General features: G+C 63.8%; 15 protein-coding genes. 6 read left to right on the forward strand and 9 right to left on the reverse strand.

The window, feature by feature from the left end; translation table 11 throughout:
• The first annotated feature begins 17 nt into the window (after window positions 1-17).
• Entirely contained in the window at window positions 18-686 is a 669-nt protein-coding gene (locus tag L1O02_RS09525; RefSeq protein WP_235759796.1) for a thiopurine S-methyltransferase, read from the forward strand.
• 65 nt (window positions 687-751) lie between these two features.
• Here L1O02_RS09525 and htpX read toward each other — a convergent pair whose 3' ends face one another.
• Window positions 752-1,639 carry a protease HtpX gene (gene htpX, locus L1O02_RS09530; protein WP_016965069.1) on the reverse strand — a complete coding sequence of 296 codons (888 nt, stop codon included), beginning with the start codon at window positions 1,637-1,639 and terminating at the stop codon, window positions 752-754.
• Between the two features lie 304 nt (window positions 1,640-1,943).
• On the reverse strand, window positions 1,944-3,155 hold the full coding sequence (locus L1O02_RS09535; RefSeq protein ID WP_016965070.1) for a pyridoxal phosphate-dependent aminotransferase: 1,212 nt from the start codon (window positions 3,153-3,155) through the stop codon (window positions 1,944-1,946).
• Between the two features lie 224 nt (window positions 3,156-3,379).
• On the opposite strand from L1O02_RS09535, the gene msrB reads away from it, so the two are divergent.
• The 3 genes from msrB (at window position 3,380) to L1O02_RS09550 (ending at window position 4,820) form a co-directional block, all read left to right on the forward strand.
• Entirely contained in the window at window positions 3,380-3,772 is a 393-nt protein-coding gene (msrB, locus tag L1O02_RS09540) for a peptide-methionine (R)-S-oxide reductase MsrB (RefSeq protein WP_060840408.1), read from the forward strand.
• Window positions 3,773-3,873: 101 nt separating this feature from the next.
• Window positions 3,874-4,359 (forward strand): glutathione peroxidase, encoded by a 486-nt coding sequence (locus L1O02_RS09545; protein ID WP_108546061.1) that lies wholly within the window; start codon window positions 3,874-3,876, stop codon window positions 4,357-4,359.
• Window positions 4,356-4,820, forward strand: a complete 465-nt coding sequence (locus tag L1O02_RS09550) for a MarR family winged helix-turn-helix transcriptional regulator (protein WP_060840406.1) — start codon at window positions 4,356-4,358, stop codon at window positions 4,818-4,820. The genes L1O02_RS09545 and L1O02_RS09550 overlap by 4 nt, the downstream gene beginning before the upstream one ends.
• Here the strand turns inward: L1O02_RS09550 and L1O02_RS09555 are convergent.
• On the reverse strand, window positions 4,804-7,125 hold the full coding sequence (locus L1O02_RS09555) for a response regulator (protein WP_060840405.1): 2,322 nt from the start codon (window positions 7,123-7,125) through the stop codon (window positions 4,804-4,806). The genes L1O02_RS09550 and L1O02_RS09555 overlap by 17 nt on opposite strands.
• A 164-nt stretch (window positions 7,126-7,289) precedes the next feature.
• On the opposite strand from L1O02_RS09555, the gene L1O02_RS09560 reads away from it, so the two are divergent.
• Window positions 7,290-8,180: an ATP-binding protein gene (locus L1O02_RS09560; protein WP_060840404.1), complete on the forward strand. Its 891-nt coding sequence runs from the start codon at window positions 7,290-7,292 to the stop codon at window positions 8,178-8,180.
• The gene (locus L1O02_RS09565; RefSeq protein WP_016965076.1) at window positions 8,177-8,659 is read left to right on the forward strand and encodes a GAF domain-containing protein; all 483 of its coding nucleotides are present in this window, start codon (window positions 8,177-8,179) and stop codon (window positions 8,657-8,659) included. The genes L1O02_RS09560 and L1O02_RS09565 overlap by 4 nt, the downstream gene beginning before the upstream one ends.
• A 6-nt stretch (window positions 8,660-8,665) precedes the next feature.
• Here L1O02_RS09565 and L1O02_RS09570 read toward each other — a convergent pair whose 3' ends face one another.
• From L1O02_RS09570 to L1O02_RS09595, 6 genes are all read right to left on the reverse strand, one after another.
• A complete protein-coding gene (locus tag L1O02_RS09570; protein WP_235759797.1) occupies window positions 8,666-11,614 on the reverse strand; it encodes an HD domain-containing phosphohydrolase in 2,949 nt (982 codons plus the stop codon).
• Between the two features lie 166 nt (window positions 11,615-11,780).
• Window positions 11,781-13,496: a response regulator gene (locus tag L1O02_RS09575; protein ID WP_108546059.1), complete on the reverse strand. Its 1,716-nt coding sequence runs from the start codon at window positions 13,494-13,496 to the stop codon at window positions 11,781-11,783.
• A 43-nt stretch (window positions 13,497-13,539) separates the two neighbouring features.
• The gene (locus L1O02_RS09580) at window positions 13,540-14,166 is read right to left on the reverse strand and encodes a response regulator transcription factor (RefSeq protein WP_108546058.1); all 627 of its coding nucleotides are present in this window, start codon (window positions 14,164-14,166) and stop codon (window positions 13,540-13,542) included.
• A 238-nt stretch (window positions 14,167-14,404) separates the two neighbouring features.
• Window positions 14,405-19,363, reverse strand: a complete 4,959-nt coding sequence (locus L1O02_RS09585; protein WP_108546057.1) for a hemagglutinin repeat-containing protein — start codon at window positions 19,361-19,363, stop codon at window positions 14,405-14,407.
• A gap of 102 nt (window positions 19,364-19,465) precedes the next feature.
• Window positions 19,466-21,193, reverse strand: a complete 1,728-nt coding sequence (locus L1O02_RS09590; protein ID WP_108546056.1) for a ShlB/FhaC/HecB family hemolysin secretion/activation protein — start codon at window positions 21,191-21,193, stop codon at window positions 19,466-19,468.
• A gap of 766 nt (window positions 21,194-21,959) precedes the next feature.
• Window positions 21,960-23,291, reverse strand: coding sequence for a deoxyguanosinetriphosphate triphosphohydrolase (locus L1O02_RS09595; protein ID WP_060840397.1), 1,332 nt, complete (start codon window positions 23,289-23,291; stop codon window positions 21,960-21,962).
• Window positions 23,292-23,499: the final 208 nt, after the last annotated feature.

The raw sequence follows: 23,499 nt of genomic DNA on the forward strand, positions 1-23,499 counted from the left end.
AATTTTAAGGACTTCTCATGCAAGCGGACTTTTGGCACAAGCGTTGGGAGCGGGATCAGATCGGCTTTCACCTGGCAGAGGTCAACCCCTACCTGCAGCAGTACTGGCCGGCTCTGGGGCTGGCAGCACAAACCCGTGTGCTGGTGCCGTTGTGCGGCAAGAGCCTGGACCTGATCTGGCTCGCCGACCAGGGCTTCGAGGTGCTGGGCATCGAGCTGGCGGAAAAGGCGGTGGAAGATTTCTTCCGTGAGCATCAGTTGCAGCCTCAGATCAGTCAGCACGGAGAGTTCAAGGTCTATGCCCAGGGTCCGATCCAGCTCTGGTGCGGCGATTTCTTTGCCCTGACTGCCGAGGACACGGCTGGTTGCACAGCCCTGTACGACCGTGCGGCCATGATTGCCTTACCCCCGCCGATGCGGCAGCGCTACACCGCCCACCTCAATGGCCTGTTGCCGGAGGGCAGCCAGGGGCTGCTGATAACCATGGACTACGCCCAGGAGCAACTGGACGGGCCGCCATTCGCGGTGCTCGACGATGAAGTTCGACAGCGCCTGGGGGAGGTCTGGCAGCTGCAGGTCGAAACGGAGCGCGACATTCTGGGAGAGAGCTGGAAGTTTCTCCAGGGTGGCGTGACCCGGCTGGTGGAGCGGGTCTATCGCCTGAACAAGCAAGGTGTCCGTGAATAGGCTTTATTGGCGACCATGCAAAAGGGCGACTCGCGTCGCCCTTTTGGGTATGGCCTTGCAGCGGATCAGCCGCGACGACGCAGGGCGTCGATACGCTCTTCCAGCGGCGGGTGGCTCATGAACATGCGAGCCAGACCCTGTTTGATGCCGCCATTGATGCCGAAGGCGTTCAGGGTGTCGGGCATATGCACCGGCAGGCCCTGTTCCGAACGCAGGCGCTGCAGGGCGCCGATCATGGCGTTGGTGCCGGCCAGGCGGGCACCGGCTTCGTCGGCACGGTATTCACGCTTGCGCGAGAACCACATGACGATGGCGCTGGCCAGGAAACCCAGGACCAGCTCGGCGAAGATGGTCGCCACGTAGTAGGCAATGCCCTGGCCCTCTTCGTTCTTGAAGATCACCTTGTCGACGAAGTTACCGATGATCCGCGCGAAGAACATCACGAAGGTGTTCACCACGCCCTGGATCAGCGCCAGGGTCACCATGTCGCCGTTGGCAACGTGACCGATCTCGTGGGCCAGCACGGCTTTCACTTCATCGGGCGAGAAACGCTCCAGCAGGCCCTGGCTGACCGCTACCAGGGCGTCATTCTTGTTCCAGCCGGTAGCGAAGGCGTTGGCCTCGTAGGCCGGGAAAATACCCACTTCGGGCATCTTGATCCCGGCTTCGCGGGACAGTTGCTCAACGGTTTGCAACAACCATTGCTCATGGCGGGTGCGCGGTTGAGTGATGATCTGCGTGCTGGTGCTCATCTTCGCCATCCACTTGGAGATGAACAGCGAGAACAGCGAACCGGCAAAACCAAAGACGGCACAGAAAATCAGCAGCTGATTGAGGTTGAGATCAACCCCATTGGCCGCCATGAACCCGTTGAAGCCGAAAAGGCTCAGGGTGATGCTGGCAATCAGCACGACCGCAAGGTTAGTGGCCAAAAACAGCAGGATTCGCATCATGGTTGTAGAAATCTCCTCAAGCTAAAGATGTAGCGTACTGCGGGGTATATAAGGTGCGGCAACGGCCTATTCAATACGGCTTCTATTTCAAACTGTGTCGTCTAGCCCCGGGGTTAGGCAGTTGCATTGACGCGGCGCGAGCGATTGTCGGATGGGGCAATCAACCGGCTGCGGTGCAGGGTTTGTGACCATGGGCCGGGCGGAAAGTGCAAGCTTATAGAAGGGGCGTGGTGCAGGGCAGTGAAGATGTGTTGCTGAATTAATCGCAGTGCGACCGGGTAAGGATCGCACTGCGTGATTCGGATTACTGACGGTAGGACTTGAGGAAACTTCCGATCCGACCAATGGCCTGTTCCAGGTCATCCACTCGCGGCAGGGTGACCACGCGGAAGTGATCCGGCCAAGGCCAGTTGAAGGCGGTGCCCTGGACCACCAGGAGTTTTTCCGAAAGCAGCAGGTCGAGAACGAACTTCTCGTCGTTATGGATCGGGCAGACTTTCGGGTCGATCCGGGGGAAGGCATACAGCGCGCCCATGGGTTTCACGCAGCTGACCCCGGGAATGTCGTTGAGCAGCTCCCAGGTGCGGTTGCGCTGTTCCAGCAGGCGGCCCGGCGGCAGCACCAGGTCGTTGATGCTCTGGTAGCCGCCCAGGGCGGTCTGGATCGCGTGCTGGCTGGGCACGTTGGCGCACAGGCGCATGTTGGCCAGCATGTCGATGCCTTCGATATAGCTCAGGGCATGTTGTTTGGGACCGGAAATCGCCACCCAGCCGGAACGGAAACCTGCCACGCGGTAGGACTTGGACAGGCCGTTGAAGGTCAGGCACAGCAGGTCCGGTGCCAGGGAAGCGGTGCAGATGTGCACGGCGTCGTCGTAGAGGATCTTGTCGTAGATCTCGTCCGAGAACACCACCAGGTTGTGCTGGCGGGCCAGTTCCAGCATGCCCAGCAGCACTTCCTTGGGGTACACGGCGCCGGTGGGGTTGTTCGGGTTGATGATCACCAGGGCCTTGGTGTTCGGGGTGATCTTGGCCTTGATGTCGGCCAGGTCCGGCCACCAGTTGGCCTGCTCGTCGCACAGGTAGTGCACCGGGTTGCCGCCGGCGAGGCTCACCGCGGCGGTCCACAGCGGATAGTCCGGGGCTGGCACCAGCACTTCGTCGCCGTTGTTGAGCAGGGCCTGCATGGCCATCACGATCAGCTCGGAAACACCGTTGCCCAGGTAGATGTCTTCAATGCCGATGCCTTCCACCTGCTTTTGCTGGTAGTACTGCATCACCGCCTTGCGCGCACTGAACAGGCCCTTGGAATCGCTGTAGCCCTGGGCGGTGGGCAGGTTGCGGATCACGTCCTGGAGAATCTCGTCCGGCGCTTCGAAACCAAAGGGCGCCGGGTTGCCGATGTTCAGCTTGAGGATGCGATGGCCTTCCTCTTCCAGACGCTTGGCGTGCTTGAGCACTGGGCCGCGAATGTCATAACAGACGTTGGCGAGCTTGTTCGATTTGCTGACCTGCATGGCGATGTGTTCCCGAAAATGAACGATCCAGGCGGAGGATGAACTACCGTACTGGGAATCCTGCCGTGTCACACCGGCCTGTAGCCCGCACCGGCTGCGGCAAAATCCGTTTGAATGGGTGTAACGCGGCTGCCAGACTGGCGTCTGACGAGGCGCAATCATACGTGCCGCCCGATCCGTGGAAAAGACACAGATCGGGCTTTTTCCGTTGCAGAGGAAGGACCATGGAAAAGCTGGAAAAAACCCTGGAAGAGTGGCGGGCGATGCTCGATCCGGAGCAGTACAACGTCTGCCGGCTCAAAGGCACCGAACGCCCGTTCTCGGGCAAGTACAACGCCACCAAGACCGATGGCGTCTATCACTGCATCTGCTGCAACGAGCCGCTGTTCGACTCCCGGGCCAAATTCGACTCCGGCTGCGGCTGGCCCAGTTTCTACGAGCCGATCGCCGACAGCGCCATGGTCGAGATCCGGGACATGAGCCACGGCATGATCCGCACCGAAGTGGTCTGTGCCAAGTGCGATGCCCACCTGGGCCACGTCTTTCCGGACGGTCCGCCACCCACCGGCCTGCGTTACTGCATCAACTCGGTGTGCCTGGATCTCTCGCCGCGCTAGGGCACAAGGCGACTCTTGGGTCGCCTTTTTATCAATTAAATTGCACACAATTTAATTGGGCGCTATTTTTACCGACTCTTATCCTGAGTGGAATTGCTGCCATGACCGACTCGCTGCTGACTATTCCCTGCACCACCATCAAGGGCGAACACAAGACCCTGGCGGACTTCGCCGGCAAGGCCGTGCTGGTGGTCAACACCGCCAGCAAATGTGGCTTCACCCCTCAGTACAAGGGGCTTGAGCAGCTGTGGCAGACCTACAAGGACCAGGGCCTGGTGGTGCTGGGTTTTCCCTGCAACCAGTTCGGCAAGCAGGAGCCGGGTGACGAAGGGGCGATTTCCGAGTTCTGCGAGCTGAACTATGGCGTCAGCTTCCCGCTGTTCAAGAAGATCGACGTCAATGGCGCCGCGGCCCACCCGCTGTTCGTCCAGTTGAAGAAGCGCGCGCCCGGTGTCCTCGGTTCCCAGGGCATCAAGTGGAACTTCACCAAGTTCCTGATCGGTCGGGACGGCAAGCTGGTCAGGCGCTTCGCTCCGGCGACCAAGCCCCAGGACCTGACCCGCGAGATCGAAGCCCTGCTCAAATGAACGACCTGCCCGTGGATGCCTCCCTCCAGCTCGACCGCCAGCTGTGCTTCAAGCTGTACGCCGCCTCGCGGGCGGTGGTGCGTGGTTACAAGCCGATGCTCGACCGCCTCGGCCTGACCTACCCGCAGTACCTGGTGATGCTGGTGCTGTGGGAGTGGCAGGCGACGCCTGTGCCGCAGCCGACCGTCAAAGCCCTGGGGGAGCGTCTGTTGCTCGACTCCGGAACCCTGACCCCGCTGCTCAAGCGTTTGCAGCAACTGCAGTTGGTGCAGCGCCAACGTTCCGGGCGTGATGAACGGGAAGTGCACCTGAGCCTGAGCGAAGCCGGACTGGCTCTGCGGGATCAGGTGCCGCCGCTCAAGGCGGCGCTGTTGTGCGACAGCGGCGTCGATCTCGACAACCTTGATCCCTTGCGCGACGGCCTCGATCACCTGCTGCAGCAGATCAGAGCCTTGTCGTAGTCGGCACCCACTGGTCCAGCAGGGCGATCAGTTCCTCGCGGCGAAATGGCTTGGCCAGGTAGTCGCTCATGCCCGCGGCCCGACAGCGTTCACGCTCCTCGGGCATGGCGTTGGCGGTCAGGGCAATGATCGGCAGGTCCGGCCAGCGTCCGCTGCGACGGATCTGCCGGCTGGCCTCGTAACCGTCCATGACCGGCATGTTGCAATCCATCAGCACCAGATCGAAGCGGTTGTGCTCCAGTTGGTTGAGGGCTTCGGCACCGTGGGCGGCCACGGTCACCGCGCAGCCGAGTTTGCTCAGCATGCCCTTGGCCACCAGTTGGTTCACCGGGTTGTCTTCCACCAGCAAAATGTCGGCCCGACGCCGCTGCGTCGGCATGTTCAACTGGGCGTCGTTGAGGGTGATGGTTTCCGCCAGCAATGAGCGGCGCAGGGTCTGATACAAGGCATTGCGCGCCAGGGGACGGGCCTGTTGCTGCAGTGGCGCCAGGGCGCTGGCCTCCTCGCTGGGCAGGAAGCTGCCATAGGCGGTCACCAGCAGGATCGGCGCGGTGATGGCCGGGCGCAGGCCAAACAGGCATTCCGGGCAATCGGTGATCAGCAGGTCGGGATTGATCCCGGCCAGCGAGGCCTCGATGTCGTAGCGCCGGTAGTCCAGGCCCCAGGTCGGCAATAGGGAGTCGAGCAGTTCGGCCAGGCCGCTACCGGCATCGGTAATGCCCACGACCTTTCCGGACAAGGCCGGTGGCGGGGCCGAAGGCGTATGGCAAGGCAGCGGCAGATCGGCGCAGAACTGGCTGCCGAAACCGACTTCCGAACTGATGGTCAGGCGCCCGTGCATGGCTTCGCACAGGTTGTTGGTCAGCGCCAGCCCCAGGCCGGTGCCGCCGTACTGGCGGGTGATGCCGGCGCCTGCTTGGGTATAGGGCTGGAAAATCTTCACCTGGGCTTCCTGGGCGATGCCGATGCCGGTGTCGCAGATCTCGATGCGCACCCCGTCACCCTGCGTGCTCAGGCGCACATCGACCCGGCCGAAGCGAGTGAACTTGAGGGCATTGGACAGCAGGTTGCTGACGATCTGCCGCACCCGCATCGGATCCCCCAGCACCAGGGCCGGAAAGTCCGGAGCGATCAGGCAGGCCAGTTCCACGCTGGCCGCGGCGTTCTGCGACAACAGGTTGGCGGTGTCCTCCACCAGCACCCCGAGATCGAAGGGAATGCGCTCCAGTTCCAGCTGCCCGGCGTCGAACTTGGACATGTCGAGAATATCGTTGAGCAGCTCCACCAGCACCTTGCCGGAGTCGTGGGCGATGGACAGCTGCTGGCGCTGTTCGGGGTTCAGAGGGCTGTCCAGGGCCAGGGCGATCATCCCCAGCAGGCCGTTGAGCGGGGTGCGGATCTCGTGGCTCATGTTGGCCAGGAAGGCGGCGCGGGCCTGGGCCATGTCCAGCGCGGTGCGTCGGGCAAGCTCCAGTTCTTCGTTGGACTGGCTGAGCCGGGCGTTGCTGGCCTTGAGCTCGGTGGTACGCGCCGAGACGATGTTTTCCAGTTGCCCGAGGTACTCGGTCAGGCGGTTCTCGGCAATGCGGCGCTGCTGGATTTCCGTGGCCATGATCTCGAACTGCTGGTTGGCGACCTTGACCAGCACCCCGACTTCATCGTTTTCATGGCCCGGGGGGAATTCCAGCGGAGTCTGTTGCGGGCTGCGCGGATCGCGGCTGCTGAGCTCGCGGATCACCCCCACCAGCGGCTTGGTCAGCATCACGTAGAACAAGGCCAGGAGAATCCCGGTGAGGATCAGGCTGCGGGCAAAACCGTTGATCAGGGTGACCTCGGCGCGGCGCAGGAAGCGACTGCCGAAGGCATAGGTGTCCACGTCCAGGTGCAGGGTGCCCAGGGATTCTTCCGGCAGGTGGCTCAGGTACAGGCGGTCCTCGAACTGGCGGTCGGCGCCGAACAGGAAGTCGCTCAGGGCCCGGTAACCGCTCTGTTGCGGCGGGCGCTCGACGTTGGCCAGCAGGGTATTGTTGTTGTCGATCAATTGCGCGCGAATGATCGCCGGGGAGCGCAACAGGCCCAGGGTCAGCTCCTGGGCCAGTTCGGCGTCGATGTTGTAGGCAATGCGCGAGGCCGGGTTGTGGCTGATTTCCAGCAATGACTGGATTTCACGATTGATGGAGGCGTCTTCACTGGCATAATCGATGCCGATTTGCAGCAGACTGAGCGCGGTCCCCAGAATGAACCCCACCAGCACGGTGAGCCGGGCCTGTTTATAGGACAGGCGGTTGGTGAACTTGATATCCATGGGGGGCTGAACCACTTTCGTTTCCCTTCGCTGCGCAAGCATAGCTGATCATCTTTGGTTGCCGGTCGGGTCGGCAGCAGCTGACAAGGCGATAGACCCTTTGATCAGGACGGCGTTTGGTCTGTGTGCCGCATCATTACCTTGAACGTGCCTGAGGAAAAGCCGTGGATGCCCGATTGAATGCATTTCTTGAACGTGCCGACGCCGTGCTGGCCCGGATCGAACCGCTGTTGCCGACCCTGCGCCAGAACATCGACTGGAACCAGTGCCTGGCCGCGCGCTGGCAGCGCGAGGGCCGCAGCGGCTTCCTGCTGCCCCTGGAGGTCAGCCTGGACATGCGCCTGAGCGATCTGATCGGGGTCGACAAGCAGCGCGAGCAACTGGCGCGCAACACCCGGCAATTCCTCGATGGCCTGCCGGCCAACCATGCCCTGCTCTGGGGTTCGCGTGGCACGGGCAAATCCTCCCTGGTGCGCGCCTTGCTGGCCGAACATGCCAAGGGCGGCCTGCGGCTGATCGAGATCGAGCGTGATCATCTGGCGGACCTGCCGCGGGTGGTGGAGCAACTGGTCAAGCTGCCCCAGCGTTTCGTGCTGTTCTGCGATGACCTGTCGTTCGAGGCCGGCGAGGGCGATTACCGGGTGCTCAAGAGCGTGCTCGACGGGTCCCTGGAACAGGCCCCGGAAAACGTATTGCTGTACGCCACGTCGAACCGCCGGCACTTGGTGCCGGAAAAGGAAAGCGACAACGAGAACTGGAAGCGCGTCGACGGCGAGCTGCACCCCAGCGAAGCGGTGGAGGACAAGATCGCCCTGTCGGACCGCTTCGGCCTGTGGCTGTCGTTCTATCCCTTCACTCAGGAACACTTTCTCAATGTGGTGGAACACTGGATCGGCGAGCTGGCGCGCAAGGCCGGCTTGAGCTGGCAGCGCACGGAGGAGCTGGACATTCTGGCGGTACGCTGGGCCACGGGCCGGGGTAACCGCAACGGCCGGTGTGCCTATCAATTTGCCCGCTATTGGGTGGGCTTGCAGTTGTTGGAGCAAAAAGCATGATCGATTTGCAAAGTGCCGGCCAAGGTCTGGATGGCTACGGGCTGTTGTGTGCCCAACTGGAGTCGCTGTTGGCCGATGAGCGTGACTTCATCGCCAATGCCGCGCAGTTCTCGGCGTTCCTGTTCAGCCAGCTCGACGACCTGAACTGGGCCGGCTTCTACCTCAACCGCAACCAGGAACTGGTGCTGGGTCCGTTCCAGGGCCAGATCGCCTGCGTGCGGATTCCCTTCGGCCGTGGCGTCTGCGGCACTGCCGCGGCCACCCTGCAGACTCAGCGGGTAGAGGATGTGCATGCCTTTGCCGGACACATCGCCTGTGACAGCGCGTCCAACAGCGAGCTGGTGGTGCCCCTGGTCAAGGACGGCCGGTTGATCGGCGTGCTCGACCTGGACAGCCCGAAGCTGGCCCGCTTCAGTCCGGCGGACCAGGCCGGGATCGAGCAACTGGCGGCGATCTTCCTGCGCCTGAGTGACTGCTGACCGCCATCAGGCGGTCAACCCTGCCTTTTTCAACAGCGCGTCCCGATCCACGGCATCGATCTGCTCCGGCACCAGGAAGCGCTCGGCGTAGCGCTGATAGATCTGCTCCTGGAGAAACAGCTCGAACAGCTCGGGATCGATGTGGGCGTCGCGGCACATCATGGCCATGATGTTCAGCGCTTCGCTGAGGGTCTTGCCCTTCTTGTAGGGGCGGTCCGCGGCGGTCAGGGCCTCGAAGATATCGGCGATGGCCATCATCCGCGCCGGCAGGCTCATCTGTTCGCGCCTGAGCTGCTTGGGGTAGCCGCTGCCGTCCATCTTCTCGTGATGGCCGCCGGCGATCTCCGCCACGTTCTGCAGGTGGCTGGGGAAGGGCAGGTGGTTGAGCATGATGATGGTCTGCACGATGTGGTGATTGATCACATAGCGCTCCTCGGCGGTCAGCGTGCCCCGGGGCACGCTCAGGTTGTACAGCTCGCCGCGGTTGTACTTGTGGGCCGGCACCTGGAGCTTGAAGCCCCAGGGATTGTCCGCGGTCATGATCTCCACCGCGCTGCGCTCGAACAGGTGTTCCGGCTTGTCCGCCAGCAGCCGCTCCTGCACCGGCAGGCTGGGCGCCGGCATGCGTTCCTGGCGCCGCAGCTCTTCCCAGGACACCCCCAGGCGATCATCCAGGGTCCGGCTCCAGGTGCGCTGGGCGATATTCTGCAGGCGCTGCTGGTCGGCCTCGGCCATGAACTCGGTCCCCAGGTTGCAGCGCGCGACAAAGGCGAAGTCGTCGTCCAGGGCACGCAGGCGCTCGTCGCGGCTGGCGGCCTGGGCAGTGACTTCCGCCCCTTCGGCCACGGCCCGCCAGTAGTCGATCCAGGCATCGCGCTTGAGCACTTCGAAGCGGGTACGGATTTCATGGATCCGATCGTTCAGGGTTTCCAGCTTGGTGGCCTTGTCCACCACGTATTCCGGGGTCGTGACCTTGCCGCAATCGTGCAGCCAGGCTGCGATATGCAGGGCTTCCCATTCGTCGTCGGTAGGCTGGTAGGCGGCGAATCGCGGGTCGTGGCTGGCGGCCGCGGCCTCGGCCAGCATCAGGGTCAGGGCCGGCACCCGCTGGCAGTGGCCGCCGGTGTACGGGCTCTTGGCGTCGATGGCGCCGGCCAGTAGCTGGATGAAGGCGTCCAGCAGTTGCTTCTGCTTGTTCTGCAGGCGCTGGCTTTCGATGCACAGCGCGGCGGTGGCGGACACCGCCTGGATAAAGGCGATCCGATCCGGGCTGAGTTTGTCCAGGTCCGCCTCGGTGCCGCTGTCCTCCAGAAACAGCAGGAGCATGCCCACCATTTCGTGATGGCGGTTGCGCAAGCGCAGGCCCAGCAAGTGGGCGCTGGGACTGTTCAGGGCCAGCAGCACGCTTTGCAGGCTGCCGGCCTGTTCGAAGCCCAGGGTGGTGACCACGGTGTCGCTGTCGGTGAGTTGGCGCAGCCAGTCCGGCAGCCGGTGGTCGGTCAGGTCCTTGGTGGCGATATTGAAGCGCGGTAGATCCTGATGTTCGCCGTCGATGATCAGGCCATAGGGTTCCAGGCGCGCGCCCTTGCTTTCAGAGAGGTAGATCAGGCCGGCCTTGGCCTGGGCCAGCTTGACGGTTTCCGACAGCACTCGTTGCAGCAGCGGGTCGAAGCGGGTTTCCGCCGACAGGCTGGCATTGATCTCGAAAAAGCTCGCCAGGGTGTCTTTCATCCGGGCCATGGACAGGCTCAGTTGATCCACTTCCAGCACCGGCGAGCGGCGTGACATCGGCACCTTGAAGTCGAAACTGCGGATGGCGTCGGCCTCTTGCACCAGGGCGCGCAGCGGTCGCACCAGCACCCGCGAGATCAGCCAGCCCAAGGGCAGGCACAGCAGCAGGATGGTCAGGGTGATCAGCGCGCCTTGCCAGCGCAAGCGATAGGCATCGGCCAGCAGCTCATCCTCGGGCACCAGCAAGGCCAGTTGCAGGCCGCCCGGCCCGCCCTCGGCGATCCGGTTGCTGGCGGCGATCCAGCTGCGCCCCTCGGACTGCAAGTGGCCGTTTTCCGCCTGGTCTCGCAGCAGCGCGCCGAACACCGGATTCAGGGCATTGGCCTTGATCAGGCGTGCGCTGTGCTTCTCCAGGACCAGCTTGTCGCTGTCGGGATAGGCCACGACGTTGCCCCGGTCGTCGAGCAGGGCAATCTCGGTGCCGGGGGTGACCCGGTGCTTGGCCAGGGTCGAGGACAGTTGTTCCAGCGTCAGGTCGGCGCCCATCACTGCCAGGTTGCCGCTGCTCAGGGCCAGGGTGGTGCCGACGTTGTTGGTGGAATAGAAGACATAGGGCTCGGTGGTGATCTGCTCGGTTTCGTTGCGGGCGTTGGAAAACCAATCGCGGTTGCGAGGGTCGTAGCCCTCCTGCGGGTGCTCCTGGCGGCCGATCATCGAGAGCTGCGAATCGAAGAACAGTGATTGTGAGTGCATCTGTCCGGCGTTGGCGTCGCGCTCGATGCTCCAGACTTCGTAGGCACTGTTGGGCGGCGCCTGGCGCTGATTGCGGATAGCCGCGTCGCGCAGGGGCCGCACCATGAAGAAATCGCCATTGGCATACCCCAGGTACAACGAGGCCAGGTTCGGGTTGTCCTGCAGCGACTGGCTGAACGGCCTGAGCAGTGCCAGGCGTTGCTCCAGGTTGCCGCTCTGGGTCGCCGGGTCCCCGGCCAGCAGGCGCAGCAGATGGCGGATGGGTTCGTAAGTGGACTTCAGGTCGCCGCGCACATCCTGTTCGATGCGCTGGAAGAGCTTTTCGCTGCTTTGCAGGATGATGCGGGTGGTCTGTCGGTAGTTGTAGATCCCCAGGATGACCCCGGTGAGCAACATCAGCAGGGTGAACATCACGCTGATGTGGATATGAAGAGGAAAGCGACGGAGGGCAGGCGTTGGCGTGCTCGGCATTGCAATTCTCTCCGGAGGCGCATGGGGCTGGGTTCTAGGCCCAAGCATAGTTAAGGCCGGCTCTTCCTGCCTTGGCCCCGTCGGCTGCGGGTTGACGGGGCTGGCCTGCAGGGACGGGTGGCGAGGCAATACTGGCCCTTTGATATTTATCTGGCAAGCGCAGGCTTCATGGCGGATTCGTCAGCTGCGGGGCGATGCTTTTCTGCCCTGTGGCTTGCGTCTTGGAGGGCTCGGGTGGCGGGTGATCAAGGTGGCGATGCAAGGACTGGGCGAAGTGCACCAGGTCCCGGTCCAGGCGGCGGACCGCAGCGCTTATCGCCTGCTGTGCAGCCGGTTGCAGGCAAGCCTGTTCCAGAGCCTCGCACCCGGCTTGCAATGCCCCGGCCCCGACCATCAGCGCCGAGCCCTTGATCTTGTGGGCCAGGGCCACCAGCGCCCGGGGATCACTGGTCGGGATCTGCTCCAGCTGGCGCCGGTCCTCCTGGCAGCAGCGCAGCAACTCGTTGAGCATGCGCCGGGCGAACAGCGGCTTGCCACGGGTCAGGGTCCGCAAGGCGCGGATGCTGAAGCTGTCGGGCCGAGGCCGGGGCTTGAGGCTTGCCAGCCTGCGGCTCAAGTGCTCCAGGCCCAGGGGCTTGGCCAGGCAGTCGTGCATGCCGGCGTCGAGGCCGCGCTGGAGCGCTGGCGGGTCGGTGTCGGCGCTGCAGCCGATCAGGGTGGTCGCCGGCCGCTGCTCCCGTGTTTCGTGCTGGCGTATGGCCTCAGCCAGCTGGTAGCCGTCCATCGATGGCATGTTGCAGTCGAGGATCAGCAGGTCGAAGTCGCCTTGGCGCCACAACTCAAAGGCCTGGCGTCCGTCGCTGGCGCAGGTGACCCGGTGTCCGAGGTACTCCAGCTGGCCCTGCAGCAGGGTCAGGCTGGCGCGGTGGTCGTCTGCCAGCAGCACATCCAGCGGCACCGCCGTGGCGGGCAGCGGCTCTGTGGCAGCCGCGGCGGCTTGGGCGGTGCGGCCGCTCAGGGGGAGCCTGACCCGCGCCTCGCAGCCGGGGCCGCTGCGCCCGTGCAGGCTCAGGCTGCCGCCCATCTGCCGGCACAACTGGTGGCTGATGGGCAGGCCAAGCCCGGCGCTGTTTCGCGGCGACTGGCTGTCGGGGTCAAGCTGGGCGAAGGGCAGCAACAGCCCCTGGCGTTCCTGCTCGGGAATGCCGATACCGCTGTCTTGCACTTGCAGCAGCAACTCGTACCGATCCTGGCTTGCGGCGGGCTGCAAAGTCGCCCTGACCTGGATCGCGCCCTGCTGGGTGAACTTGATGGCGTTGCTCAACAGGTTGCCCAGCACTTGCTTGAAGCGCAGAACATCGATCAGCACCTGGGGAACGGGGCTGGGGGCGTTGAATTCCAGCTCCAGCGCCAGGTGCTTTTGCCGGGCCTGGGCGTGGAACACCCCGATCTGCCCTTCGATGCAATCGCGCAGGTCGACCCAGGTCGGGTTCAGGCGCAGGTGGCCGGACTCGATCCGGCTGATGTCCAGCAGGTCATCCAGCAGTTCCTTGAGGTCGCCGGCCGCGCCCAGTGCCAGCTCCAGCGGCGCGTGGGTTGGCGAACTGTCGCCGGTGCTGCGCAGCACCAGCTCCAGCAAGCCGATCAAGGCATTCAACGGGGTACGGAGTTCGTGGCCAAGGTGCCCGAGGAAGCGGCTCTTGTTGCGATCGGCCGCTTCGGCGCGCTGCTTGTCGGCCTCCAGGGCCGTCGCCGAGCGGGCCAGTGCCTGCAAGTGCCGGCGCTGCTGGCGCAGTTGCCGATAGAGCCGGACCTGGTTCAGCCATGAAGCCAGCAGTATCAGGCTGATGATGCCAACGGGCTGGAGCAGGGTGTCGATCATCGCTCGGCCGCTCGCCGCGACGGTGGTATCGGCAACTGGCGTCTCATATCAGTTCATTGCGCTTGGCCATGTCCACCAGTTCATTCATCGAGGTGGTAGCCAGTTTCTGCATGATGCGTTTCTTGTAAGTGCTGACGGTCTTGTGGCTGAGAAACATGCCCGTGGCGATTTCCTTATTGGTCTGGCCCGTGGCGAAAAGTTGCAGAACCATCAACTCCCGATCACTCAAGGAGTTGAATTGGGCCAACTCCAAAGTTGCTCCCAGGGCGGCCCGGTCAAGGTGCAGGGCCTGGCTGGGAAAGTAGTTGTAGCCGTTGCAAATGGCCTTGACGGCACTGAGCAGTTCGCTCAGGTCTTCGCACTTGCACACATAGCCACTGGCGCCGGCGCGCATGCAGCGACTGGCAAACAGGGCTGCGGACTGGGCCGTAAGCACCAGGATGCGCATGGATGGGTGCATGTTGCTCAAGCGCTCCAGCAGCTCCAGGCCATCGAGCTTCGGGATGCAGATATCGAGGATGACCAGGCTGGGTTCGCATTCGCGGACCATTTGCAGGGCATCCACGCCGTTATCGGTTTCACCAATGATCTGATACCCCTCGTGCTCCAGCAGAATACGCACCGCCATGCGTATCACGGGATGATCGTCAATGATAAGTACTGAGCCCATGTTGGCCTCCTGCCGATAAAGGAAAGTCCGAACAGTAGCCCAGCCGCGGGAGCGGAAATAGTTGCGAAAGTGTTGAAAAAACCAATCTAAGACAGGTCTTACAACGAATAAGGGGAGGTATTACAGCCGGTTGGCTGTCACGTGAAGTTAAGGCGGAGCGCAGCGCCCCTGAACCCGGAATAAAGGCCCCGGCGCGAGTCCGTGCAGGCCGCCCCCCGCGAGGAGGGCGGCCCGGGCCTCATGGGGTTTTCTGATCGATGCCGGCTTGCAGCAGCTGGCTGTCGGTATGGCCGCCGATCCGCAGCGGACCGAGGTTGAACGCCTGGTCCTGGCGGGTGGCGTCATCCTGTTTGCGGGTCAATTCGGCCACGCTGCCGGTGGCAATGTTGACCGGTGACTTGGACAGGTTGGCGCCGACGTCCACGCGCAGTTCCGAGCCGGCCAGGTCGGTTTTGCTGACCTTGGCCCCCCCCAGTTCGACGCGACCCTCGCTGGCCCCGATGCGCGCACCGGTGAGCTGGGTTTCGCCGCTGACCTTCAGGTTGACGCCCTGCTGGGTACTGATCCCCGAGGCCTGTTCCACGCGGTTCTTGCTCTCGTGGCTGACGTTCAGGTTCAAGGTCGGGGTATAGGAGGTCTGACCGCTCTTGTCGCCAAACAGCACGCCTTCAGCGGTATTGGCCACTTTGCTGCCGGTGGTGTTCTTCTCGCTGACCGAGTAGCTGTCGCTGGTTTTCGGCCAGAAGCGTTCCTTCAGGCTGGAGAAGCGATTGCCCACGGCGTCGGCCTTGTCGGCCAGGTAGTTCTTGGCCTTGTCCACGCCGTTGCCAAAGGCGCCGCGTGGCTCAGGGTTGACGTCGTAGCTGCCGCTGCGGCTGAGTTTTTCCCCCAGGCGCTCCTTGGCGTCGCTGGCCTTGGCGACCAGGTTGTCTTTCGCCGAGCCGAGTTTGTCGACGCTCTTGTCGACGGCGTTTTCCAGCTTTTCCCGGTGCTGGTCGAAGCCTTTTTCGGCCTTGGCCTTCAGGTCGTCCTTGAGCGGACCGGCCGGCTTGGCCAGCTTGTCCACCAGCCCCGGCTGGTTCTTCGCCACTTCCAGCTTGGCGTCGATATTGACCTGGGTGCTGCGCAGCCGGTCCTGGCGGCTTTCGATGTCGAGGTTGCCACCGATGGCCCCGTCGAGGCGTTGCGCGTCGATGTTGGCGCCGGCCAGGTGCACGTTGCCGGCGCTGTTGAGGGTCACCTGATCGGCCTTGATCAGGCTGTTGTGCTGAGTCGTGTTCTGGCGCTGATCGACGTCGATCTTGGCCCGGGCATTGATCCCGCGATCGACTTTCGGCGAGTCGTGCTCACCGGCATCGGCCAGGGTGGTCTTGCCCATGCTGCCACCGGCGCCCAGGGTCAGGCCCCAGTTGTTGTGGACCTGGGTGGACTGCGCCGACTCCTGGTAGATGCCGCCCTGGGCCGCATCCAGCACCACCTTGGCGGCGTCGATGCGCGTGCCCTGCAGGTGAATGGCGCTGTCGCCCTCGGCGGCGCTGGCCAGGCGTACCTGGCCCTGGCTGTAGAGCTGGGCGCCGCGCTGGCTCTGATCGTTTTCATTGACCCGGCCGATGTTGAAGTTGGCACTGAGGTTGACGCTCTTGCCGCTGCTTTGCTCGCTGCTGGTCTTGCTGCCACCGGCCGTGAGGCCGCCACCGAGGTTGCTGCCCTGGCTGTGGTGGGTGTCCACCGCGGCTTGCAGGTCGAGCTTGCCGCCGGCGTCCAGGGTGATATCGCCGGCCGGACGCGCGGCGTTGCCGATCTGCGTGCCTTGCAGCGTCAGGTCGCTTGCACTCTTGAGGTTGACCGGTCCCTGGCCCTGGATGCTGGCGACCCGTGCCTGGCTGTCCTGCTGTTCGAGGCCCTTGTGATCCAGTTGCAAGCCGGCGCCGACATTGAGGTTGGTGCCGCTGCTACCTGGAGTGGTGCCCAGGGTCAGGGAGGCATCGCCACGCAGGCTGGAGTTGCTGCTGCTCTGGCGATCATTGGCCTGATTGAGTGCCAGCTTGCCGTCGGTCTTGATGTTGACGCCGCCCTGGCCGCCATTGAACTGGCTGCCTTCGAAGCGGGCATCGCCACCGACCTTGATGTCCACGCCCTGGCTGCCTGCGTAGCTGCCGACCTGGGCCTTCTCGGAGCTGCTGGTGACGTTGCTGCTGCCACCGGCACCGCTGCCACGGATGTTCAAGTCTTCACCGGTGTTGGTGTAGACCCGCACGCCAACCTTGGCGTCCACGGCCTGTTCGCTGCTGCTGTGGGTATCGCTGGCGGCACTGGCCAGCAGGCTGCCGGCGTCGATCTTCAGCGCGCCGTCGGTGGCGCGGTACTGGGTGCCCTGGTCCTTGAGTTGGCCGTCGGCCTTGACCGCGACCTGGGCGCCGCTCAACTGGCTGACCACGGCGGTGCTGGCGCTTTCATTGCGCTGGCGGTTCTGGTGGCTGACGTCCACATCGAGCCCGACATTGGGCTGTTCCAGGGCATCGAGTACCCCAGGCTGATGGAACTTGCGCTGGGCCACGCCCTGGATGGCTTTTTCGATGGGGCGGGTGACGCCCTTGTATTCGACGTTGGCGCCGACATCCACCGCCCAGTTGTTCTCCTTGTGGCTGCTGCTTTCGCGGTTGTGTGCGGCCTGGTTGTCGATCTCGGCTGCATTGACCTGCAATGCACCGCCAGCCTTGACCTGTGCGCCTTCGGTGGTGAGGCGGTTGCCGGCATTGATGGTCAGGTTGCCGCTGGCAGCGATGTTGCTGGTCTGGGCAGTGCTCTTGCTGCTGCTGTCCTGGCTGCTGTTGTGGGCCACTTCCAGGCCATTGCCGGCGCGGTCCAGGCCGCCGGTGTAGTAGAAGCCGCCACCGGTGGTGGTGCTGTCGCTGTGCTTGGCGGTGGTGTTGTCCGCTGCCAGCAACTGCACATTCTTGCCGCTCAGGCTGGCATCGCCGGCCGTGGCCGCAAGGTCGCTGCCTTGTACCTTGAGGTCCTCGCCGGCAGTGACCGCCAGGGTGCCGCCAGTGAGGCTGGAGGCCTGTTGCCGGGTGCTGTCGCTGCTGTCGTTGCGCTGCTCATCCTGGTAGCGCACCCCGGCCCGGTACTGGCCGGTGCCCGGAGCGTTTTCCTTGGCGTAGGCGTCGAAGCCGCGCTTCTGGGTGCTGCTGCTGTCGTGCCGGGTGTCTTCGGCTGCGACGACCTTGACCGTGCCCTTGGCGCTGGCGTCCAGGGCTCCCGCAGCGGCGACCTGGGAGCCGCTGATGGTCAGGTCCTCGGCACTTTGCAACTTCAGGTTGCTGTCCGAGCGCACCTGGCTGCCGACGGTGGTGCTGCCTTGGCTCTGCTGACGGCTCTCGTCCTTGGTGATGCCGAAGAACTTGCTGTCCTTGCTGTGGCTGTTGCGATGGGAGGTGTCCTGCACGCCGTCGATGGTCAGCGAGCCTTTGTTACTGATGACGCTGGCCTGGGTGGCGCCCCGGGCCTGGCTGCCGCTGATGCGCACGCTGTCGGCACGCACGATCAGCTTGCCGTCGGCGTTGACCTTGCTGCCCTGGTTCTCGGTCTTGCCCTGGTCGCCGTCGGCGTTCTTGCCGAAGAAACCACCGCCCACCAGGTCGCCGGAGTAATGCTGGTTGCTCTGGCTCTGCTGGCGGCTGGCGCTGGTGATGTCGACGTCCTTGGCGGCCAGCTGGATGTCGCCCTTGCTGTGCAGCTCGGCGCCTTCAAGGCGCAGCTTCTGCTGGCTGTCGAGTTGCAGTTGCTGGCCGCTCTTGAGCTGGCTGGTGACGCTTCGCTGCTGGCTGCTGGCGTTGTCCCAGTTTTCCTTCCACAGGTGCTTGCGGTGCTGGCCCTGGTCGCGCTGGGTGTGGGTTTCGGTGGCGGCGGTCAGTTGCAGGTCGCCGCCACTCTGGGCGTTGAGGTTGTGGCCGGCCTCGACGCTGCTGCCCTGGATCCGGGTATTGGCGCCGGATTTCAGCTCCGCGTCATGCTGGGCCAGCACCTTGTTACCGTGCTGGCGTGTTTCGCTATCGGTCTGGGTAGCGTCGTAGGTCTCCCAGGTGATGCCGATGGTGCTCTTGTCCCACTGTTGGCGTTTTTCCTGGAGCTTGCGGCTTTCGATGCTGCTCAGGGTCAGGTTGCGCCCGGCATCGAGCTTGACGTTGCGGCCGCTGACGTCGGTGGCGGCCAGGGTCAGGTCCTTGGCGCCGTGCAGTTCGATATCGCCCTGGCTGCGCACCCCGGCGCGAACCGCGTCGAGGCTGTTGTCCACGGCCTGGCCGCGGATGTCCAGGTCACCGGCGGAAGTCAGTTTGACCCCGTCGCGGCCGTCCACCTGGACGGCGCCGACGCGCACCCCGGCGCCTTCAGCGGTGCTGACGATATTGATCCGCCCGGCCTGCATGGCGCCGAACAGGCTGGCATCGATGCGCTGGTCCTGGGTGTGGCTGGTCGGGTCGACCTTCAGCACCTTGCCGCTGGGGTAGTCGAGCTGATTGCGGCCCACGGTCACGTTCAACTGGTCCCGGGCGGCGAGGCTGCCTTTGCTGTCGATGCGTGGGGCGATCAGGTTGATCGAGCCCTCGGCGTTGCGCAGGCCGCCGCCGTGGATATCCAGCTGGCCCCGGGCGTCCTGGGTGTTGAGCCCCTGCAGCTTGCCGTCCTGGAGTTCCGGGCGACCCACCACCAGGTTGGCGTTGGGGGTGTTGATGAAGCTGCCGCCATTGACCGAGATGCCGTTGGGGTTGGCCAGCACGAAGTCGGCGGCGCGGCCGAAGATTTCCTGGGCGCCATTGAGTTGCGAGGCGTTGCGGCTGATCACCTCGTTGAGGATCACGCTGGCCGCCTGGCCGTGGAGTTGCTGGTTGGCCGCCAGTTGCCCGGCCAGTTGCGACTGCCCGGCTTGCAGGGCGTTGTTCAGCACCACCCCCTGTTGCCCGACGTTGTAGTCCAGGAACTGGTTGTGGGACAGGCCGCCGGCGTTGGGCGCGACGATGTTGACGATGGGCACGCCGCCCTGGTTCTGCAGTTGCGGGGTGCCGCCGGGGCCCTCGACCACGGTGATCCCGCCGGCCAGGGCCAGGGGCAGATGGGATACCAGCAGCAGGCCGGCGATGGTCCAGCGCAATCTGCCCTGGGGCGAAAGGTTGAAGCGGTGAGTGTTGTCAGGCATGAGAACCTCGTTCTGAGTAAGTGAGCCGGGCGTTGCCTTCTAGAGGGGCGACGGCGCGTTGTGCTCAGGTTCGTCGGGTATTTCAGGCTAATCGGCGGTTGATCAAATCTGCAGGCTGAACCTGGCCAGCCAGACTTCCGGTTCCGTTCGGAAACCTTGTGGGGTGTTGAGGCTGTGCTGGTAATCCAGGTCGACCTGAAGGTTTTTCCAGGCCAGGTTGAGGCCCAGGCTGGCCGCGCTCAGGTGCCGACTCTGGGCACCGTGTTCGGCCTTGATCCAACCGTTGTCCAGGCCCAGGCGCGGGGTGATCTTGAGCGGCAGGTCGCTGTTGAGCGGCAGGCGCAGGGTGTTGCGCCACACCGCGCCGATGGCGCCGGAGGCACTGTTGAGGCGGTAGCCGCGCACCGCCGAATCGTCGGTGCCCAGCAGTTGTTCGATGGCCGGCAGCGGGTCCGGGCTGTACTGCGCCGAGAGCTGGCTCTGCCACTGCCAGCGCTGCTCGCCCAGCTGGCCGTTGCGCCACTGGCTGAGGCCGGCGCGGTACTTGCGAAACTGTGCCTGGGGCAGGTTGCGCTGCACCTGTTGCGAGTCGCGGTCGGCGCCGAACCAGGTCAGGCCCTGGGCGTAATTGACATCCAGGTTCCACACCGCGCTGTCGAGCCAGAACAGGTTGAGCCCGGCCTCGGCCACGGTCAGGGTCGGGCTCTGGATCTGCAGGTGGGCCTTTTGCAGGTAGCTGTCCACATCCTTGTAGGCCAGTTGCAGGTTGGCGCTGAGCTGGTGGCTCTGGTCGCGCCACAGCACCCGGTCGGCGCGGCCGCTGACCATGTCGGTGCGGCCGCTGTTGTACAGGGTGGTGCGGGCCAGCTTCAGCGGCGCGCGGTATTCGGCGTGGCTGGCGAACAGGCTGTAGGTCCAGTAGCCGTAGGGCACCGAGTAGAACAGGCTGCTGCTGCGGCTGTAGCGCGGGCCGTGGTTGAGGGTGTCGCTGTAGTTCAGGTTCAGCGCGTCGTTGATCTGCAACGGGCTGTCGAGATTGAGGTTGATCGACTGGCGGTCACGCCCGGTGCCGGCGCTGCCGAGGTTATCCACACCCAGGCCGAATCCCCAGCGCGCGGCGCTGCTGCGTGAACGCAGGATGATCCGCGAGGCGCCGGGCTGGCTGCCGGGGGCGATGTCGGCGGTCAGGTCCAGGGAGCGCAGGCGGTTCAACTGGTCCAGGCCCTGTTCCAGGTCCCGCAGGTTCAGCGGCTTGCCGAGCATGCCGGGGAAGGCCCCGCCCAGGGACACCGGCAGACTCTGGTCGGCCAGTTCGATGGCTTCGACGTAGCCTTCCTCCACCAGGATATCCAGGCTGTGCCCGGCGGCCGGGGTGCTGGCCAGGTACGGGCGGCTGGCAATGTAGCCGGCCTCGACATAGAGGCGAGTGATGGCCGCCAGCAACTGGTTGATCTGATTGACCCCCATGCACGGCGCGACATACGGCTTGATGGCGTCGTTGAGCCGGGTTTTGCCGAACAGGCTGACACCGCCGATGCGGGTGCCGCTCAGGGGCCAGCAGCGCTCGTCGCTGGCGGGCTGCCGGGGCAGGTCGGGGTTGGCCGGGGTGCTGCTGAAGCTGCCGCGCTGCATCTGCCGCTGGCGCTGTTCCAATTGCAGTTGTTGCAGGTCGCGTTGCTGTTGCTGCTGCAGGCGCAGGGCTTCCTGGCCCGGTTGCACGTCGGCCAGGGCCAGGGCCGGAGTCAGGCAGATCAGGCCCAGCAACAATCCCAGGCAGCCGTTGCCCATAGGGGCGAAAAGGGAGCGGTCAGTGCGTGATGAATAGGGCACTTGGCATCCTTACTGTAAAAAGACCAAGTGACGAACAACAGAAAAGCCGATCGTTGAGGCTCAACTAGTGACGTCGCTTTAAGTTCTGCACGGTGAATATGAGGTGCCGTCGATCGCTATATCGACGACCTATCTTCAAGTGCTCGCGAGTGACAATTCCTGAGTGAGAGCCGGGTGCTTCAATCTAAAATCAGGTATGACAAAAGGGTTGAGTGAGTTGCAGTGCAAACGTTACAGCGTGGTGTGAAACTAATTTTTCCGGGGGCGGTCAGCGGGGAAATATCTTGTTGAAATCGAGACTATCCGAAACTAAAAACTCGATTTGTACGTAAATTGTAAATGCATAGAAGGCTAACAAAAAATTCCTGGCGGCCTTGATTGGCAAGGGGTTCAGGCAATCGGTGAGAATCTGCAAAGGTAGGATGTTTGGTTGAATCAAGAACAGGTGTTGGAATGTGTGAAAGCAGCGCAATATCTGCGCGCCGCACACCGAGTGTTTACGGCTAGTTGATCTTTCTACCTGAGTAGTTGCTCTAGTCTTGTTGTTCGTTAATTGAAGTCATGTTGCTCGGGGAATGCCTTAGAGTCGGACTCTTGAATGACATGCCCGTAATGCCGAGTGTTTTTCCCCCTGTATTGGCGCATATCCGGAGTTTGTCGGCCGCTGTTGCGCCGGCCGGGCTAGGGGAATCCCTTAGTTGTCGATTGGATGTTGCCGGTCATATCAAGTGCCTGGCGCGGCCGCCAGGCACTTGATGTGCGAGGGTCATTGCGGACTTGAGCGTCCGGTCATTTCCCGGGCCATTTCACTGGCGTAGCTGTCGGTCATGCCGGCGATGAAATCGATCATGCGCAGGAACGAGGTGTGCAGCGGCCAGTTCGGATCCGGCGCGTTGTTGCCCAGCAGATCGAGGATCCGCCGGTTCTTGAACGACGGCGTCTTGCCGCCGTGCTGCTCCAGTGCCGCGCCGCAGAACGAGTTCAGCAGGATTTCCAGGGTGGTGTAGGCGCCGATCTCGTGCAGGGTCTTGCGCTTGTCCTGGAAGATCTTGCGCCGTGCCACGTCCTTGGCATTGAGCACGCAACGCTTGGCCGGGCCATGCATGTGCTCCACCAGATCGCCGTGCAGGGTGCCGGCCAGCAGGGCATCCTGCTGTTCGACAAAGGCCCGGGCGGCGGCGTTGGTCAGGTGCTCGATGGCCTTGCCCCGCAGGATCGCCAGGCGCCGCCGGCGCGAATCCCCCGGGCCCAGCTGGCGATAGGTTTCCGGCAGGTCGTCGCCCACCAGCCCCAGCAGCAGGGACTCGACTTCGGCGTACTCCAAGAGGTCCATCTCCAGCCCGTCTTCCAGGTCGATCAGGGCGTAGCAGATGTCGTCCGCGGCTTCCATCAGGTACACCAGCGGATGCCGGGCCCAGCGCTGGTCTTCCAGTTGTGGCAGGCCGAGCTTGTGGGCGATCTGCTCCAGCAGCGGCAATTCGCTCTGGTAGCAGCCGAACTTGTGCTTCTTGTAGCCCAGGGAGTCGGCATGGCGCGCGGTCCAGGGGTACTTGAGGTAGGTGCCGAGGGTGGCGTAGGTGAGCCGGGTGCCGCCGTCGAACTGGTGATATTCGAGCTGGGTGAGGACCCGGAAACCCTGGGCATTGCCTTCGAAATTGAGGAAGTCCTGGCGTTCGGCCTCGCTCATCGCGTCCAGCCAGCCACGCCCGGCGGCCTGCTGGAACCAGTGGCGGATGGCGTCTTCGCCGGAATGGCCGAAGGGCGGGTTGCCGATGTCATGGGCCAGGCAGGCCGACTGCACGATCATCCCCAGGTCGCTGGGTTCGCACCAGTCGGGCAGGGCGTCGCGCAGCGTCTCGCCGACGCGCATGCCAAGGGAGCGACCGACGCAGCTGACTTCCAGGGAGTGGGTCAGGCGGGTGTGGATATGGTCGTTGCTGGACACCGGGTGCACCTGGGTCTTGCGTCCCAGGCGGCGGAATGCGCCGGAGAAGATGATGCGGTCATGGTCTTTATGGAAAGGGCTACGGCCGAGTTCTTCCGGGCTGTGCACTGGCTTTCCGAGGCGTTCGCGGTTGAGCAGGGTCTGCCAATCCAAGGCGGGGTCTCTCCGAAAAAAAACTGAAGGGCAGAGCTTCCGGGTTCCCGGGCGTGGCCGCAAGAGGCGCATGGCCTGCGCTGGTGCATCTATAGGGCCGACGCCTTCGCTGGCAAGCCAGCTCCTACGCGGAAATGGCGTGGCCTGCGCCCCCAGCTGTAGGAGCCGGCTTGCCGGCGAAAGGGCCTGCTAGTCGTGCACCCGTCTG

The organism is Pseudomonas sp. BC42 (assembly GCF_021560055.1).
Classification (GTDB): domain Bacteria; phylum Pseudomonadota; class Gammaproteobacteria; order Pseudomonadales; family Pseudomonadaceae; genus Aquipseudomonas.

Coding starts and splice junctions, on each gene's coding strand:
- msrB (WP_060840408.1), top strand. CDS start 3,380: ATGGAAAAGCTGGAAAAAACCCTGGAAGAGTGGCGGGCGATGCTCGAT.
- L1O02_RS09575 (WP_108546059.1), bottom strand. CDS start 13,496: ATGATCGACACCCTGCTCCAGCCCGTTGGCATCATCAGCCTGATACTG.
- L1O02_RS09585 (WP_108546057.1), bottom strand. CDS start 19,363: ATGCCTGACAACACTCACCGCTTCAACCTTTCGCCCCAGGGCAGATTG.
- htpX (WP_016965069.1), bottom strand. CDS start 1,639: ATGATGCGAATCCTGCTGTTTTTGGCCACTAACCTTGCGGTCGTGCTG.
- L1O02_RS09555 (WP_060840405.1), bottom strand. CDS start 7,125: ATGGATATCAAGTTCACCAACCGCCTGTCCTATAAACAGGCCCGGCTC.
- L1O02_RS09525 (WP_235759796.1), top strand. CDS start 18: ATGCAAGCGGACTTTTGGCACAAGCGTTGGGAGCGGGATCAGATCGGC.
- L1O02_RS09535 (WP_016965070.1), bottom strand. CDS start 3,155: ATGCAGGTCAGCAAATCGAACAAGCTCGCCAACGTCTGTTATGACATT.
- L1O02_RS09570 (WP_235759797.1), bottom strand. CDS start 11,614: ATGCCGAGCACGCCAACGCCTGCCCTCCGTCGCTTTCCTCTTCATATC.
- L1O02_RS09580 (WP_108546058.1), bottom strand. CDS start 14,166: ATGGGCTCAGTACTTATCATTGACGATCATCCCGTGATACGCATGGCG.
- L1O02_RS09550 (WP_060840406.1), top strand. CDS start 4,356: ATGAACGACCTGCCCGTGGATGCCTCCCTCCAGCTCGACCGCCAGCTG.
- L1O02_RS09545 (WP_108546061.1), top strand. CDS start 3,874: ATGACCGACTCGCTGCTGACTATTCCCTGCACCACCATCAAGGGCGAA.
- L1O02_RS09565 (WP_016965076.1), top strand. CDS start 8,177: ATGATCGATTTGCAAAGTGCCGGCCAAGGTCTGGATGGCTACGGGCTG.